This window comes from Nocardiopsis sp. L17-MgMaSL7, from assembly GCF_003182025.1.
Taxonomy (GTDB): Bacteria; Actinomycetota; Actinomycetes; order Streptosporangiales; family Streptosporangiaceae; genus Nocardiopsis; species Nocardiopsis prasina.
Window position 1 is genome coordinate 392,372 of the sequence record NZ_QGTF01000005.1, and the last position, 16,445, is coordinate 408,816.

Sequence of the window (16,445 nt, forward strand, 5' to 3'; positions counted from 1 at the left end):
CCGGTTCGGACCAGTGGGCCGGTACCCCGTACCGGAACGACCGACTTCGCTGACCGCCGGGCACTGATTGTGTGCCCTCGGGGTGCGTGACCCCGAGGGGCCCCGCCGGTAACGTCGGACTGGATAACCTGCTGGTCGGACGCTTCGGGGGGTACCGATGCTGCGAGCCGCGCGAGCCCGACGCATCGCCGCCGCCACCGCGTTCGGCGGGGGCGGTCTCACGCTGGTGGGCGGCGGCACCGTCGCCCTGCTCTACCTCCAGGCCCGGCTCGCCCAGAACGCGATCGGCCACACGAAATGGGACCGGCCGAGGGCCAACGGCACCTACGGCGAGGGCGAGGGCCCGGCGCTGCGCCTGCTGATGCTCGGCGACTCCACGGCGGCCGGGTTCGCGGTCACCGAGTCCCGGCAGACACCGGGGGCCCACCTCGCGGCGGGCATCTCCGCAGCCGTCGACCGCCCGGTGTGGCTGCGCTGCACGGCCAGCCCCGGCGCCACCTCGGCCGACCTCGCATCCCAGGTGGAGCGGGCTGAGGCGGCACTCCCCGAGAAGCGCTACGACATCGCGGTGGTCTTCGTGGGCGCCAACGACGTCATCCGCCGGGTCCGCCCCAACGACGCCGTGGCGGCGCTGCGCGAGGTCACCGCCGAACTGGTCGGGCTGGGCACCCCCGTGGTGGTGGCCACCTGCCCCGACCTCGGCACCGTCCGTCCCATCGGCTGGCCCCTCCGCTCGGTGGCCCGCCGGGCGTCACGGCAGCTGGCGGCCGCCCAGACCATCGCGGTGACGGAGGCGGGCGGGCGCACGGTCTCGTTGAGCGACGTCCTCGCGGACGACTTCCGCTCCGATCCCCTGTCCATGTTCGGACCGGACCGGTTCCATCCGTCGGCGCGCGGCTACGCCGAGGCGGCGTTCGTCGTCCTGCCCTCCGCCTGCGCGGCCCTGGGACTGCTCCCGGAGCTCGACGAGGCGGCGCGCACCGAAGGTGTGCTGCCCTTGGACCGCGCCGCCGTGGTGGCCGCGCAGACCCCCGGCACGGAGGTGTCGCGCGCCGCCGACCAGGAGCCGAGCGGTACACAGGGCCGTTGGAGCGCCCTCGTGCGGGGCCCCTTCCGTCTCCGGGGAGGGGCCCGCCCGACACCGCCCGAACCGCCCGCCGAGGCGGACGCGCCAAGGCCGACCCCGGGTGGCGCGGCGGAGCGCCGGACGGGTTAACTGGTGAGTAACAAGACCCGCCGTGCCCCGAACAAGGACGAGAACATGCCCGAAGCAGTCATCGTCGCCACCGCGCGCTCCCCGATCGGCCGAGCCTTCAAGGGCTCCCTCAAGGATCTGCGTCCGGACGACCTGACCACCCAGATCGTCGGCGCCGCCCTGGCCAAGGTCCCCGAACTCGACCCGAAGAGCATCGACGACCTCATGCTCGGCTGCGGCCTCCCCGGCGGCGACCAGGGCTTCAACCTGGCCCGTATCGTCGCCGTGCAGCTGGGCCTGGACACCGTCCCGGGCACCACCGTCACCCGCTACTGCTCCTCCTCCCTCCAGACCACCCGGATGGCCTACCACGCCATCAGGGCGGGCGAGGGCGACGTGTTCGTCTCGGCGGGCGTGGAGACCGTGAGCCGCTTCGTCAACGGCAGCAGCGACAACCCGCAGAACGAGAACCCGGTCTTCGCCGACGCCAAGGCGCGCACCGAGAGGCGCAAGGAGGGCGGCCAGGGCACCTGGACCGACCCGCGCGAGGACGGCCTCCTGCCCGACGCCTACATCGAGATGGGCCAGACCGCCGAGAACGTCGCCGAGATCACCGGCGTCTCCCGCCAGCGCCAGGACGAGTTCGCCGTCCGGTCGCAGAACCTCGCCGAGAAGTCGCTCGACAACGGCTTCTGGGAGCGGGAGATCACCCCGGTGACCCTGCCGGACGGCACCGTGGTGAGCACCGACGACGGCATCCGCCGCGGCACCACCTACGAGAAGGTCTCGCAGCTCAAGCCGGTCTTCCGCCCCGACGGCACCGTCACCGCGGGCAACGCCTGCCCGCTCAACGACGGCGCCTCCGCACTCGTCATCATGAGCGACACCAAGGCCAAGCAGCTGGGCATCACCCCGCTGGCCCGCATCGTCTCCACCGGTGTGACCGGCCTCAGCCCCGAGATCATGGGCCTGGGCCCGGTCGAGGCCTCCAAGCAGGCCCTGGCCCGCGCCAACATGGCCATCGGCGACATCGACCTCGCCGAGATCAACGAGGCCTTCGCCGCCCAGGTGCTGCCCTCCGCCGACCAGCTGGGCATCGACATCGACTCCCAGCTGAACGTCAACGGCGGCGGCATCGCCGTGGGCCACCCGTTCGGCAGCACCGGCGCCCGCATCACCGGCACGCTGATCAACGGCCTCCAGTTCCACGACAGGACCTTCGGCCTGGAGACCATGTGCGTGGGTGGCGGCCAGGGCATGGCCGCCGTCTTCGAGCGCCTCAGCTAGCACGCGGAAGGGGCTCCGGACACCGGTTCGGGGCCCTTTCTGTGTCTGCGGAGCCCTTGGCGCCCCGGGTTCGACTACGGGCGTCCCACAGGCAAACGTTCCCACTTCGCCAAGGTAAAAGCTGGTGCCCGGGTCTTGTCCCCGCCGCGATCCTGATGCAGGGTCGCAGGTAAGTGCCACACGTTCAACGCACTGCGGAGGTGCCTATGACGGTGACCCACTCGCCGGAGATCCACGCGAAGCTCATCGAACGTATCCCGGTCGTCACCGGCCGAGGACTCCACGAGTGGTTCGACTCGCTCGACCAGGGACCGGGCCTCCTGCGCCCCACCGACCGGTCGCGCTGGCTCGCGGACGAGTACGACCTCACCCACGGTTACGCGCACGCGATCGTCACCGAGTACGACCGCCGCCGCCGCAACCGCTCCATCCCGTCGCCCCGCCCGAAGTCCTCCTGACCGAAACAGCGGAGGGGCCGCCCCCGGGAAGAACCCGGGCGACGGCCCCTCGTCACGCGCAGCGCTAGTCCGCGAACATCGTCTTGATCAGCCAGAGCAGACGCAGGATCTCGATGTACAGCCAGACCACGGAGACGGTCAGGCCGAAGGCGAACTGCCAGGCGAACTTGTTCGGGATGCCGGCGTTGACGCCCTCCTCGATGCCGCGGAACTCGATGGCGAGGGTGAGCGCGGCCAGGACGACGAACACGATGCCGACGCCGAGGCCCAGCCAGGTGGGCTCACGCAGACCCATGCCGCCAGCGATGAAGAAGCTGAGCACGAAGTTGACCAGCATCAGCGCGGCGGCACCGAGCACGGCGTAGGAGACGGCCTTGACGAAGCCGTCGGTCACCTTGATGATGCGGAACTTGTACAGCGCGAGCATCACACCGAAGACCGCGACGGTACCGATCACGGCCTGGGAGACCAGCGAGGTGCCCGCCGAGGGGTCGCCCATCTGCATCGACAGCATGTTGCCGAGCACGGCCGACAGACCACCGACGAGCAGGCCCTCCAGGGCCGCGTACGACAGGATCGCGACCGGGTTGGTGATCTGCTTGAACGCGATCACCAGGCCCAGGATGAGCCCGCCGATCATGCCCAGGAACATCAGGCCCATGGCCAGGCCCGGGTTGCCCGAGAAGAAGAGGAAGTAGTTGATGACGCCGAAGATCGCGACGGCGCCCAGGGTCATGCCGGTGCGCACGACGACGTCGTCGATGGTCATCGGCTGCTCGGCCTGAGCCTGCTGGGGGTAACCCTGCTGCGGGTAGCCCTGCTGGGGGTATCCCTGCTGGGGGTATCCCTGCTGGCCGTAGGGCTGCGGGTACGCCTGTCCGTAACCCTGCTGCCCGTAGCCCTGCTGACCGTAGCCGGGCTGCCCGTACCCCTGCTGGGGTCCGGACTGCTGCTGAAGCGCCCGCTTGAGGACGGGGTTGGAACTCCGCATCCGCATGTCTAGTAATGGCCTTTCACGCGTGGATTGCTGCCCACAAAGTAACGTACGGCCCGGCCCGGGGGTTCCGGCGCCAAGGTCACCGTTGCGAAACGGGCCCGCACCGGATCGCACCGGCACGGGCCCGTTCGCCGTCGCCGGGGCGACGACCGCTCTCCTAGTTGCGGGTCACCAGGGACCGCGCCAGGAAGAGCATGTTGGCCGGACGCTCGGCCAGGCGGCGCATGTAGTAGCCGTACCACTCGTCGCCGTAGGGGACGTAGACGCGCATGCGCTTGCCCTCGGCGGCCAGGCGGACCTGCTCGCCGTCCCGGATGCCGTAGAGCATCTGGTACTCGTAGTCGTCCGCGCCGCGGCCGTTGGCGGCGGCCAGCTCACCGGCGATGGCGACCATGCGCGGGTCGTGCGAGGCGACCATCGGGTAGCCGTCGCCCTCCATGAGGACCTTCAGCGCCCGCACGTAGGCCCTGTCGACCTCGTGCTTGTCGCGGAAGGCCACCGACTCGGGCTCGTCGTAGGCGCCCTTGCACAGGCGCACACGGGAACCGGCGCCGCTGAGGTCGCGGCAGTCGGCCTCGGTGCGGTGCAGGTATGCCTGGAGCACCGCGCCCACGAACGGGAAGTCCTCGCGCAGCTCGCGCAGGATGCCCAGCGTGGAGTCGGTGGTGGTGTGGTCCTCCATGTCGAGGGTCACCGTGGTGCCGATCGCCTGGGCGGCCTCGGCGATCAGGCGCGCGTTCTCCAGCGCGATCTTCTCGCCGTCCTGGTTCAGGAACTGGCCGACGGCCGACAGCTTGACCGAGACCTCGGCGCGGTCGCCCAGCCCGGCCTCGCCGAGGGCCCCGAGCAGGTCCTGGTAGGCGGTCACGGTGGCGGTGGCCTGGGACAGGTCCGTGGTGTCCTCACCGAGGAAGTCCAGGGTGATGTAGCGGTCCTTCGCCAGCTCGCGGACGGCCGGAAGGGCCTCCTCCTGGGTGGAGCCCGCGACGAAGCGCGTGACCATGGCCCGGGTCATGGGAGTGCGCTCGACGATCTTGCGGCAGGTCGCGGACCTGGCGGCGAGCAGCAGGGGCTTACGAAGCATGGTGACCTCGAAGAGACGTGCGCGAGCCGATGGGGCTGGCGCGGGCGTTGCGCGCGGGCGGTGTGCCGTCCGCGCGATGGGTTCCTCGGGGGGCCGGGGCCCGCTCGGAAGAGAGCGGGCCCCGTGGGTGGCGGCGGCCCCGACTCGGACGGGAGTGGGCGCGCCGCCGGGTGACTACCCCTGGTGGGGGTAGGAGGAGACCGTCGGCGCGACGAACGTCTCCTTGATGGCGCGCGGGCTGGCCCAGCGGGACAGGTTCTGGGCGGAACCGGCCTTGTCGTTGGTGCCGGAGGCGCGACCGCCGCCGAAGGGCTGCTGACCGACGATGGAGCCGGTCGGGCGGTCGTTGATGTAGAAGTTGCCCGCCGCGAAGCGCAGGGCCTCGGTCGCCTTGGCCACCGCGCTGCGGTCGTTGGCCAGGATGGCGCCGGTCAGCGCGTAGGCGGAACCCTCGTCCACGATCTTGAGGACGTCCTCGAACCTGTCGTCCTCGTAGACGTGGACGGCGATCACCGGGCCGAAGTACTCCGTGCGGAACACGTCGTTGGTGGGGTCGGTGCCCTCGATGATGGTGGGGCGCACGAAGTAGCCCACCGAGTCGTCGGCGGTGCCGCCCGCGATGATCTCCAGGGTCGGGTCGGACTTGGCGTCCTCCAGGACCTTGGCCAGCTTGTCGAAGGAGCGGCGGTCGATGACGGCGCCGACGAAGTTCGACAGGTCGGTGACGTCGCCCATGGTGAGGGCCTCGGTCTCGGCGACCAGGTCGTCGCGCATCCTCTCCCACACGGAGCGGGCGACGAAGGCGCGCGAAGCGGCGGAGCACTTCTGGCCCTGGTACTCGAAGGCGCCGCGCACGATGGCGGTGCGCAGGATCTCCGGGTCGGCGGAGGGGTGGGCGACGATGAAGTCCTTGCCACCGGTCTCGCCCACGATGCGCGGGTAGGAGCGGTAGTTGGAGATGTTCTCGCCGACGCTCTTCCACAGGTGCTGGAAGGTCTTCGTGGAACCGGTGAAGTGCACACCGGCCAGCTCGGGGTCGTTGAGCGCGATGTCCGAGACGGCCAGGCCGTCACCGGTGACCATGTTGATGACGCCGGGGGGCATGCCGGCCTCCTCCAGGAGGCGCATGGTGAGCTCGGCGGCGAACTGCTGGGTCGGGGACGGCTTCCACACGACCACGTTGCCCATGAGGGCGGGGGCGGTGGGGAGGTTGCCCGCGATGGCGGTGAAGTTGAAGGGGGTGATCGCGTAGACGAACCCCTCCAGCGGACGCTGCTCCATGCGGTTCCACACGCCGCGCACGCTCAGGGGCTGCTGCTCCATGAGCTGGCGGGCGTAGGAGACGTTGAAGCGCCAGAAGTCGATGAGCTCACAGGCCGCGTCGATCTCCGCCTGCTGGACGGTCTTCGACTGGCCGAGCATGGTGGCGGCGTTGATCGTGGCGCGCCAGGGGCCGGCGAGCAGCTCGGCGGCACGGAGGATGATCGCGGCGCGGTCGTCGAAGGACATGGCGCGCCAGGCGGGGGCGGCGGCCTTCGCGGCGGCGATGGCGTCGCGGGCGTCCTGGTGGGTGGCGTTGCGCATGGTGCCCAGGACGGACGCGTGGTTGTGCGGCTGGACGGCGTCGATCGGGTCGCCGCCACCCATGCGGCTCTCGCCGTTGATGCGCATCGGCAGGTCGATGCTCTCGCGACCGAGCTCCTCGAGCTTGGCGACGAGCTCGGCACGCTCGGCGCTCCCGGGCGCGTAGGTGAGAACGGGCTCGTTCACCGGCTGCGGGACGTTGGTCACGGCGTCCATGGGCACCTCCCTGGAAAGAATGTCCCTGAATGAGCAGGGTTGACTGATTCAACAGTCGCAGAACCGCCCCGCGCGGACCTTGTGGGACGGGCCACTCTTTGCCAGCCTTATTTGTTCACCAGGACAAACCCAGGCACTCGTGGTCATACGAGAGCCGACGCCACTCCCCCGCCCCTCCAGTAGTGTCGGTCACCGGACCCGACCGGTGAGGAACCACGTCATGCCTGGTCATTCAGTACCACAGAGTGAAGAGGGGTCGGGCCTGCCCCTGCGCAGGCTCCTCCTAGCCCTCGGCGACCCGATCCTGGACGTCGCCGCCGCACCGGACGGGCTGGATGTCCAGGTGGACAACGTCGTGATCATCGACCCCGAGGACCGCGTGGAGGCCCGCGAAGGGGACCTGGTCCTACTGATCGGCGTGCGCGGCGGGGCCGCCCGCCGTCTGGTCCGGGCCCTGGCGGCGCAGGGCGCCACGGCGGTCGCGGTCAAGGCCGGAGGGCACGCCCCCGCCGAGGAGACCATTCCTCCCTCCGGCGACGCCCGGGGCCGTTCCCGCTCCGGCGCCGACGAGCTGAGGACGCTGCGCGCCGAAGCGCAGGAGAGCGGCGTGGCGCTCCTCGCGGTCCGGCCGGAGGTGCGCTGGGACCAGCTCCAGTCGGTGTGCCAGAGCATCGTGGACGACGCCCGGCTGAACACCTCGGAGGACCTGGGTGAGGCCACCGGGGACCTGTTCTCCATGGCGCAGACCATCGCCCAGCTCACCGGCGGGCTGGTGAGCATCGAGGACTCCGCCAGCCGTGTGCTCGCCTACTCCAGCGGAGCCGAGGTGGACGAACTGCGCCGCCTGTCCGTGCTCGGCCGCCAGGGACCGGAGTCCTACCTGGCGCTGCTGCGGGAGTGGGGCGTGTTCACGAAGCTGCGCGCGGGCGAGGAGGTGGTCCGGATCGAGGAGCACCCCGATCTGGGCATCCGCCGCCGTCTGGCGGTCGGCATCCACGCCGGGCGCCAGCCCCTGGGCGCCATCTGGGTGCAGGAGGGTTCGCAGCCGCTGTCCCAGCACGCTGAGGAGGCACTGCTCGGGGCGGCCCGCACGACCGCGCTCCAGATGATCCGGCAGCGCACCCAGACCAGCGCCGGGCTGCGGCTGCGCGAGGACCTGCTGTCCAGCCTGTTGGAGGGGCGGATCGACGCGAGCGCCCTCGCGGACACCGTCGAGGTGCACACCGAGCGGGCCGCTCTGGTGGCGGCCTTCTCCCTCAGCCATCCCGCCTCGGGCGAGGCCGAACCCGAGGGAGCGGACGGTGAGCGCCCGGACCGGCCCGTGCGGGAGCTGCGCCGCCGCCAACTGATCGACCTGGTGTCCGTGCACACGGCCGCCTACCGCCGCAGTTCCCTGGTGACCGAGCTCGACGGCCGCGTGTACGTGCTGCTGCCCGACCTGGCCCGCACACCGGGCGGCGACGGCTGGCGCGGGGTGGAGCAGTCGGTGCTGGCCCTGACCCGCAAGACCGTGGCCGCCGCGCGGGCGGCGCTGGGACTGCGTGTGCAGGCGGCCGTGGGTTCACTCGTGGAGCGGCTGCGCGACGTCCCCGAGTCCCGCGCCGAGGCCGACCGGGTGCTGGACGCGATGGGCCGCGACCTGGACGGCGGCACCGACTGGGAGGTGGCCACCATCTCCGACGTTCGCTCCCGGGTGCTGATCAGTGAGACCCTGGCGCACCTGCGCGCGGACCCGTCGCTGCGCGACCCCCGGGTAAGCCGGCTGATCGAGTACGACCAGGCGGGCGGCGCCGACCTCGTGCACTCCCTGCTGGCCTATCTGGAGGCCTTCGGTGACGCCCGGGCGGCCGCCGAGCGGCTGCACATCCACCCCAATACGCTCCGCTACCGCGTGCGCCGCGCCGCCTCGGTGAGCGGGATCGACCTCTCCGACCCGGGAGAGCGCCTGTTCACCCAGCTCCAGCTCCTCATGGAACAGGGCTGACCCCCACCCGAGTGCCCACGCCCACCCCCTCAGCCACTGGCGGACCCGACCGCTCACCTCAACCACGGTGCAATGCCGACCAGGTATCCGGGCCACAGGGGCATTTCCCACCAGGACCTCAGCCACCGGCGGAGCACGGACCAGACACCTCAGCCACAGGCGTGAGCCCCGCCCGTACACCCCAGCCGCAAGGGGGGTGCTTTCGTTCGGTGCCGGAGAGGGTTCTGGAGGTGGGATCGCGAGGAACGAGCCATCACACCGAAGACGCCGAAGGTTCCTCTGCAAAGGCACCGAACACGGGCCGAAGCGAAGCGGAGGCCCAAAGAAGAAGGTGAGGGCGCCGCCAGGGTTCTGCAAGACGAGTCAAGCCGCCAGCGAGGAACGAGCCAGGCGTAGACGAGGATGAAGAATCCCTGGCTACTTGGGCGCCCGAACACGGGCCGAAGCGAAGCGGAGGCCCAAAGCAAACAAAGTACCCCCGGTCGGACTCGAACCGACACTTGTGACCCTTTTAGGGGGCCTGCCTCTTCCATTGGGCTACGAGGGCGTGGCCCATCATACCGGCCGGGCCGATTGCCCACTTTGGTTCCGCTTGGCCGGATGGGGACACGAAACGACCGGCTTCGCGAGAAAGCCGGTCGTTTCGTTCGTGTTGGCGCCGAAGGCGTCGCGTGGGATCAGCTCACGCGGCGCAGGCGGCCGTCCTCGACCTGCGGCTGGCTGGCCTCTTCGAAGGCCTGGCGCGGCTCGGACATCTCCGGCAGCGCGGCGAAGTCGCGGCGCAGGAAGAAGGCGAGCGTCCAGTCGGAGAGGACCCGCAGCTTGCGGTTGAAGGTCGGCACCGCGAGCAGGTGGTACGAGCGGTGCGCGTACCAGGCCAGGCGGCCGTTGAGCTTGATCTTGCCGAACAGCTGGGCCGCGCCCTTGTGCAGTCCGAGCCCGGCGACCGCGCCGAGGTTCTTGTGCCGGTAGGCCTTGAGCTCACCGTTGCGCAGGGTCGCGATGACGTTGTCGGCGAGCACCGGCGCCTGGCGGACCGCGTTCTGGGCGTTGGGCGGGTAGTAGCCGCCGTTGCCGTCGGGGACCTGGGCGTTGTCGCCACCGGCGAAGACGTTGTCCGTGCCGTTGACGGTGAGGTACTCGCTGGTGTCGACGTGCCCCTTGGGGCCCAGCGGGAGGTCGCTCGCGGAAACGACCGGGCTGGGCTTGACGCCCGCCGTCCACACCAGGGTGCCCGCGTCGAACTCGGCGCCGTCGCTGAGCTTGATGCGCTGGTCCGCGGCGGACTCGAGGAAGGTCTTGAGGCGGACGTCGATGCCGCGGCGGCGGAGCTGGTTGAGCGCCTTGCCGCCGACCTCCGGGCCGACCTCGGGCAGGATCTTGTCCGCGGCCTCGATGAGGTAGAAGTTCACCTCGGAGAGGTCGATCGAGGGGTGGAGGCGGACCGCGTCGCGGACCATGTCCTCCAGCTCGGCGATGGCCTCGGCGCCGGCGAACCCGCCGCCGACGAACACGAAGTTGAGCGCCTTGGCGCGCACGGCCTCGTCGTCGGTGGAGTCGGCGATGGTGAGCTGGTTGAGCACGTGGTTGCGCAGGTAGGCCGCCTCTTCGACGGTCTTGATCCCGATGCCCCACTCGGCCAGGCCGGGGATGGGCAGGGTGCGCGAGACCGCTCCGGCCGCCATCACGAGGTAGTCGTAGTGGAGCGTCTCGGGCTCACCGACGTTGGGCTCGTAGCGGACCGTGTTGTCGGCGTGGTCGATGCGCACGACGCGGCCGCCCAGCACGCGGACCCGGTCGAAGACCTTCCGCAGCGGGACCACGACGTTGCGCGGGGAGATGTTGCCCGCGGCCGTCTCGGGCAGGAACGGCTGGTAGGTCATGTAGGAGTTCGGGTCGATGACGGTGATGCGGGCTTCACCGGATCCGAGCTTCTTCTCCAGTCGCCTCGCGGTGTACATCCCGAGGTAACCGCCGCCGACGATGAGGATGTGCGGGATCTCCGCCTCGTCCCCGCCACCGTGCACCAGCCGGTAGTTCCTGCTCTCGGTCATCGCATTTCCGCCCTAACGGTTAATCTTTGGCGCCCTTGCCTCAAGGGCCGCGAAGGCTGTCACGTTCCCGGTTCCCCGCACCGGGGTCCGTGGAGCCGTGGTTCTTGCTCCCGACTCTCTGGAAGGTTGCTTGTGCATTCTTTCACAAGCCCCTCCCCGCAGAGAAGGTTCACATCCGCCCACCTTCCCACCATCCCCACGTGCGAGGCGAGGATGTTTGTGCAGGTCAGATGGGTTGTGAATGCATTCACAAGGGTCTTCCGGGTGACGCGTCTCACCCGAGGGCCCTACTGGACCCCCCTCGAAAGGCCCCTCCGGTTCACCCGAAGGTCCCTTTCGAGGAGGTTATGCCCTATTCAGTACTAGTTTGCCCTGGTTTTTACTCAGGGACGATGAGACTCCACGCGACACCGTCGAGGATGTCGTGCTCACTCGTGGTGAAGTGGTCCGCGCCGGTCCGAGCCAGCACGCGGGACAGCACCAGGGAGCCCGCCGCGATCACGTCCACGCGACCCGGGTGCATCACGCCGATCTCCGCACGCTCCGCGTGCCGCGAGACCAACAGCTCACCCGTGATCCGCTCCAGGTCCTCGGCCGAGACGCGCGAGTGGTGGATCAGCTCCGAGTCGTACTCGGGCAGGTCCATCGCGATCCCGGCGACCGTGGTCGCGGTCCCGGCCACGCACACCACCGAACCGGCCTCCCGCAGCGGGACGACCTTCTCGACCTCGTCCAGGGCGGCGTCGATGTCGGCCGTGGCCGCCTCGATCTGCTCCCTGGTGGGCGGGTCGTCGCGCAGGTGGCGCTCGGTCATGCGCACGCAGCCGATGTCCACGGACAGGGCCGCGCGTACGAGGTCCTCGTCGTCGTCCAGACCGCCCAGCACGAACTCCGTGGATCCCCCGCCGATGTCGACGACCAGGAACGGCGGCGTGAAGTCAGCGTTGACCTCACCCTCGGCGGCCTGCGCCTCCAGCTCGGCCGTGGCGCCCACGAAGGACAGCTCGGCCTCGTCCAGACCGGTCACCACCTCCGGCTCCACGCCCAGGATCGCGCGGACGCCGTCCACGAACTCCTGGCGGTTGCTGGCGTCCCGGGTCGCGCTGGTGGCGACCATGCGCACCGCGTCCGGGCCCAGCTCGATCCCGTGCGCCTCGATGGTCTCCGCGTAGCCGCGCAGCGCCTCGAAGGTCCGCTCCAGGGCCTCGGGCGCGAACGCCCCGGTCTCGTCGACCCCCTGGCCCAGACGCACGATCTCCATCCGGCGGTCGACGTCGACCACCTGGACCTCGTCGTCTCCCAGGAAGACCACGTCGGCGATCAGCAGCCTGATCGAGTTGGTTCCGCAGTCGATCGCCGCGACACCGCTCATGAAGCGTCCGTCCCTTCAGCGCCCTCGGGGGCGTTCTCGTCCACGCACACACACGGGCCCTTGGCCCACCAGTCCGGAAGCTCGGCCAGGGCCTCCGCCCCGAACGGGTTGGTGCCCGGCGCCGCCAGCTCGTGGCCGACCAGCGCGTGCAGGCACTTGACCCTCGTCGGCATGCCCCCGGTGCTCTGCATCCCCTCGGGCAACGGCTCCATCCCGTCAGTGCGCGCCTGCTCGGCGCGCTCCTCCAGGTAGGACTCGTGGGCCCGGGTGTAGGCCTCCTGGAGCTCGGGCTCCTCGCCCAGGCGCTCCTGCATCCGACGCATACGGCCGTCGTTCTCGAGACGGCCGATCGCCGAGGCGGCTCGCGGGCATGTCAGGTAGTACAACGTCGGGAAGGGGGTGCCGTCTTCCAGGCGGGGAGCGGTCTTCACCACGTCGGGGAGGCCGCACGGGCACCGGTGCGCTACGGCACGGACCCCCCGCGGCTGGCGGCCCAACTGGAGTTCGATGGCGGCGAGGTCCCGTTCGGACGCGGGACCGCCGTCGGTGTGCCCCGGAACGGGCTGATCTGCGGAAGTCATGACCAGCCCAGCATAGTTGCCGCCGTACCCGCCCGGGCCGGGTCCGCAGGACCTAGAGACCGGCGTCGGGCTCCGGGCTGTCGGCCTCCTCCACGGAGCGCCACAACTCGGTGAACCACGGTTCGGTGGGCTCGGCCGGGCCCGCCTCGGCCTCGGCCTCGGAACCGGGCCTGATGACGATGTAGGCGGTTTCCTCGGGGTACTGGTAGTGGAGCCGGGCGCGGGCCTCGCGCTCCACGTAGCCCTCGTCGCCCAGGGCCTCCTCGCGCTCCTGGAGGTGGGCGACGTTCTCCTCCATGCGGGCGCGCTCCTCCTTGAGCTGCGCGATCTCCGACTGCTGCATGACGTACTCGCGCAGTGGATAGGCCAGGCTCAGCGCGATCACGCACACGACCAGCGCGAGGATGGCCGCGCGGCTGGTGAGCATGGGCCGCACCCTGGAGGTGCGGCCCACACCGGAGTCCTTCGTGCCCGCGTCACCCGCGCGCTTGGCGCCCTTCCGGGCAGCGGCCTTCGCAGGCCTGTCGGCTTTGGTCGCCTTCTTGGCCTTTGTGGGCGGCTGCTTGGTTTCGCGGGACACTGGGGCAGACTAGCCGCGCTTGGCGAACCTCGGGAAGGCCGACACGCCCGCGTAGACGGCGGCGTCGTCCAGTTCCTCCTCGATGCGCAGCAGCTGGTTGTACTTGGCGACCCGCTCACTGCGCGCCGGGGCACCGGTCTTGATCTGCCCGGCGTTGGTGGCCACCGCGATGTCGGCGATGGTGGTGTCCTCGGTCTCGCCGGACCGGTGGCTGATCATCGCCGTGTAGCCGCTGCGCTGGGCGAGGGAGACCGCGTCCAGCGTCTCGGTGAGGGTGCCGATCTGGTTGACCTTCACCAGGAGCGAGTTAGCGGTGTCGGCGAGGATGCCGCGCTGGAGCCGCTCCGGGTTGGTGACGAACAGGTCGTCGCCGACCAGCTGGACCTTGGCGCCGAGCTGCTCGGTGAGCTTCTTCCAACCGTCCCAGTCCTCCTCGTCGAGGGGGTCCTCGATGGAGACCAGCGGGTAGGAGTCGACGAGCTCCCCGTAGTAGGCGGCCATCTCCTCGGCGGTGCGGGACTTGCCCTCGAAGGTGTACACGCCGTCGGAGAACAGCTCGCTGGCGGCCACGTCCAGGGCCAGCGCGATGTCGGTGCCGACCTTGTACCCGGCCTTCTCGATCGCCTCGACGATCAGGTCCAGCGCGGCGCGGTTGCTCTCCAGGTTGGGAGCGAAGCCGCCCTCGTCGCCGACGCCGGTGCCCAGGCCGTGCGACTTCAGGACCGACTTCAGGGAGTGGTAGACCTCGGTGCCCCAGCGCACGGCCTCGGAGAAGGTGGGGGCGCCGATGGGCGCGACCATGAACTCCTGGATGTCGACGTTGCTGTCGGCGTGCGCGCCACCGTTGAGGATGTTCATCATCGGGACGGGCAGGACGTGCGCGTTGGGGCCGCCGATGTAGCGGAACAGCGGCAGACCGGCCTCCTCGGCGGCGGCCTTGGCCACGGCCAGGGAGGTGCCCAGGATGGCGTTGGCGCCGATCCGGGACTTGTCCGGGGTGCCGTCCAGGTCGATGAGCGCGCGGTCGATGATGCGCTGCTCGTCGGGGGTGTGGCCGAGCAGCTCGTCGGCGATCTCGTCGTTGACGGCGGTGACGGCCTTGGTCACGCCCTTGCCGCCGTACCGGTCGCCGCCGTCACGCAGCTCGACCGCCTCGAACCTGCCGGTGGAGGCACCGCTGGGGACACCAGCGCGAGTGAGGGTCCCGTCGTCGAGCAGGACCTCGACCTCGACTGTCGGGTTGCCCCGGGAGTCAAGGATCTCCCGCGCCGTTACTGCCTCGATGGACGCCACGATCTCTCCGTCTCTTCGATGTCTGGGCCCACAGTTTCCGGACCCGGACACGAGACTAGCGACCCCCGGACCGGTGGGTGGTGCCCGCCCTGCCAGATTGGTCTAGTCCATACCGGACGTATCGCCCGCCGTCACGGCCCGGGCGACCTCCACATCGGTACGTACCGGTTAAACCGAACCGCCCGGAAGTGGCCGTTCCGCTTGCCTGGCCCCCACCCGTGTCTATAGTTCCAACTGAGGGCCGCCCGTCCCCCCATCCACACCGGAACAGCCACGGCCCCGCGTGAACGGTAGAGGACGAGCATGGCCAACCCGCCGACCGAACCGCTGGACGGGGCTCTGCGCCCCGCGCGACAAAGACGCGCCGAACTGGCGCTGTTGCTCGCCTCGATCGGGGTGACCTTCGCCGCCCTGCTGTACGCGTCGCTGTCGGTGACCGGCGGCGTCGACGACCGAGTGCTGGTGTACGGCGCGGTGCTCGGCGCGGGTGCGATCGCCCTGCACGTGCTGCTGCGGTTCGTGGCCCCCTACGCCGACCCCGTGCTGCTCCCGGTCGCCACGGCGCTCAGCGGGCTCGGCATCACCATGATCTGGGCGCTCCAGATGACCCGGGACCTCGCCCCGGGCAGCAGTGAGGCCGACAGGCAGCTGATGTGGACGCTGGTCGGCATGGTGCTGTGCGCCGCCGCCATCGTGTTCGTGAGGCATCCGCGTCGCCTGACCATGTACACCTACCTCATCGCCCTGGCCGCGCTGGTCCTGCTGCTGCTCCCGTTGTCGCCGCTGGGCCACGAGGTGCTGGGCGCCCGCCGGTGGATCATGGTCGGGCCCTTCACCATGCAGCCCTCGGAGTTCGCGAAGGTGCTGCTGGTGATCTTCCTCGCCTCGTACCTGGGCCGCCAGCGCGACGTGATGGCGCTGGTCACCCGCACCTTCAGGATCGGCGGTGTGAAGGTGTTCAGCGCACCGCGCGCCCGGGACCTGGCCCCGATGGCCGTGGGCTGGGGGGTGGCGATCCTGCTGCTGGTGGGCACCAAGGACCTGGGCACCTCGCTGCTGCTGTTCGGGACGTTCCTGGCCGTGCTGTACGCGGCCACCGCACGCAAGTCCTGGGTGCTGATCGGGCTGGTGGCCTTCTCAGCGGGCGCCTACGTGGCCTACCTGATCTTCGGGCACGTGCAGAACCGGGTGCGGATCTGGCTGAACGCGTTCGACCCGGACGTGTACCACAGCGAGGGCGGCAGCTTCCAGGTGGTGGAGGGCATGATCGCCCTGGCCTACGGCGGGCTGTTGGGGACCGGGTTCCACAGTGGCAACGCGGAGAACCTGTTCGCCGCCGACAGCGACCTCATCCTGGTGTCGATGGGCGAGAAGCTGGGCCTGACGGGGCTCATGGCGGTGCTCACCCTGCTGCTGCTCTTCGCCCAGCGGGCGCTGCGCATCTCCCTGGGCTGCCGGGACGTGTTCCTCAAGCTCACCGCGCTCGGCTACGGCTTCATCACCGCGTTCGACGTGTTCATCGTGCTGGGCGGGGCGACGCTGATCATCCCGCTCACGGGTATGACCACGCCGTTCCTGTCGGCGGGCGGGTCCGCACTGATGGCCAACTGGCTGATCGTGGGCCTGTTGCTGACCATCAGCGAGACCGCCCGCCGTCCGCAGGAGTCGTTCAGCTCGGGGCTGGCGCCGGGCGACCCCGCGACCGAGGTGATCAACGTGCGGGACCTGCCCGACGGCATCCGGGACCGCCGCTGAGGAGG

The 16,445-nt window shown here is 70.2% G+C and carries 13 protein-coding genes and 1 tRNA gene; 5 read left to right on the forward strand and 9 right to left on the reverse strand.

Annotated features, from left to right (window positions below; translation table 11 throughout):
* Positions 1 to 157: 157 nt before the first annotated feature.
* The 3 genes from BDW27_RS11605 to BDW27_RS11615 all read left to right on the forward strand — a co-directional run bounded on the left by BDW27_RS11605 (position 158) and on the right by BDW27_RS11615 (position 2,940).
* Positions 158 to 1,216, forward strand: coding sequence for an SGNH/GDSL hydrolase family protein (locus tag BDW27_RS11605; protein ID WP_017545871.1), 1,059 nt, complete (start codon positions 158 to 160; stop codon positions 1,214 to 1,216).
* Positions 1,217 to 1,261: 45 nt separating this feature from the next.
* Positions 1,262 to 2,482 (forward strand): acetyl-CoA C-acetyltransferase, encoded by a 1,221-nt coding sequence (locus BDW27_RS11610; RefSeq protein WP_026129487.1) that lies wholly within the window; start codon positions 1,262 to 1,264, stop codon positions 2,480 to 2,482.
* A gap of 206 nt (positions 2,483 to 2,688) precedes the next feature.
* On the forward strand, positions 2,689 to 2,940 hold the full coding sequence (locus BDW27_RS11615; protein WP_017545873.1) for a DUF4287 domain-containing protein: 252 nt from the start codon (positions 2,689 to 2,691) through the stop codon (positions 2,938 to 2,940).
* Positions 2,941 to 3,004: 64 nt separating this feature from the next.
* On the opposite strand, the gene BDW27_RS11620 is transcribed toward BDW27_RS11615, so the two are convergent.
* From BDW27_RS11620 to pruA, 3 genes are all read right to left on the reverse strand, one after another.
* Positions 3,005 to 3,937, reverse strand: coding sequence for a Bax inhibitor-1/YccA family protein (locus BDW27_RS11620; protein WP_110049296.1), 933 nt, complete (start codon positions 3,935 to 3,937; stop codon positions 3,005 to 3,007).
* Positions 3,938 to 4,094: 157 nt separating this feature from the next.
* Positions 4,095 to 5,021: a proline dehydrogenase family protein gene (locus BDW27_RS11625; RefSeq protein ID WP_017545875.1), complete on the reverse strand. Its 927-nt coding sequence runs from the start codon at positions 5,019 to 5,021 to the stop codon at positions 4,095 to 4,097.
* 174 nt (positions 5,022 to 5,195) lie between these two features.
* Complete coding sequence (pruA, locus tag BDW27_RS11630; protein WP_110049297.1) at positions 5,196 to 6,821, reverse strand: L-glutamate gamma-semialdehyde dehydrogenase; 1,626 nt, start codon at positions 6,819 to 6,821, stop codon at positions 5,196 to 5,198.
* Positions 6,822 to 7,041: 220 nt separating this feature from the next.
* On the opposite strand from pruA, the gene BDW27_RS11635 reads away from it, so the two are divergent.
* Positions 7,042 to 8,805, forward strand: a complete 1,764-nt coding sequence (locus tag BDW27_RS11635) for a helix-turn-helix domain-containing protein (protein WP_110049298.1) — start codon at positions 7,042 to 7,044, stop codon at positions 8,803 to 8,805.
* 473 nt (positions 8,806 to 9,278) lie between these two features.
* Here the strand turns inward: BDW27_RS11635 and BDW27_RS11640 are convergent.
* The 6 genes from BDW27_RS11640 to eno form a co-directional block, all read right to left on the reverse strand.
* Positions 9,279 to 9,352, reverse strand: a tRNA-Leu gene (locus BDW27_RS11640).
* 130 nt (positions 9,353 to 9,482) lie between these two features.
* Positions 9,483 to 10,859, reverse strand: coding sequence for an NAD(P)/FAD-dependent oxidoreductase (locus BDW27_RS11645; protein ID WP_017545878.1), 1,377 nt, complete (start codon positions 10,857 to 10,859; stop codon positions 9,483 to 9,485).
* Between the two features lie 379 nt (positions 10,860 to 11,238).
* Entirely contained in the window at positions 11,239 to 12,231 is a 993-nt protein-coding gene (locus tag BDW27_RS11650) for a Ppx/GppA phosphatase family protein (RefSeq protein WP_017545879.1), read from the reverse strand.
* Positions 12,228 to 12,812: a DUF501 domain-containing protein gene (locus BDW27_RS11655; protein WP_017545880.1), complete on the reverse strand. Its 585-nt coding sequence runs from the start codon at positions 12,810 to 12,812 to the stop codon at positions 12,228 to 12,230. Before BDW27_RS11655 ends, BDW27_RS11650 begins: the two co-directional genes overlap by 4 nt.
* A gap of 52 nt (positions 12,813 to 12,864) precedes the next feature.
* A complete protein-coding gene (locus BDW27_RS11660) occupies positions 12,865 to 13,239 on the reverse strand; it encodes a septum formation initiator family protein (protein WP_017545881.1) in 375 nt (124 codons plus the stop codon).
* 162 nt (positions 13,240 to 13,401) lie between these two features.
* On the reverse strand, positions 13,402 to 14,685 hold the full coding sequence (gene eno, locus BDW27_RS11670) for a phosphopyruvate hydratase (RefSeq protein WP_017545883.1): 1,284 nt from the start codon (positions 14,683 to 14,685) through the stop codon (positions 13,402 to 13,404).
* A 303-nt stretch (positions 14,686 to 14,988) separates the two neighbouring features.
* Here eno and BDW27_RS11675 point away from each other — a divergent pair, with 303 nt between their 5' ends.
* Positions 14,989 to 16,440, forward strand: coding sequence for an FtsW/RodA/SpoVE family cell cycle protein (locus BDW27_RS11675; protein WP_017545884.1), 1,452 nt, complete (start codon positions 14,989 to 14,991; stop codon positions 16,438 to 16,440).
* Positions 16,441 to 16,445: the final 5 nt, after the last annotated feature.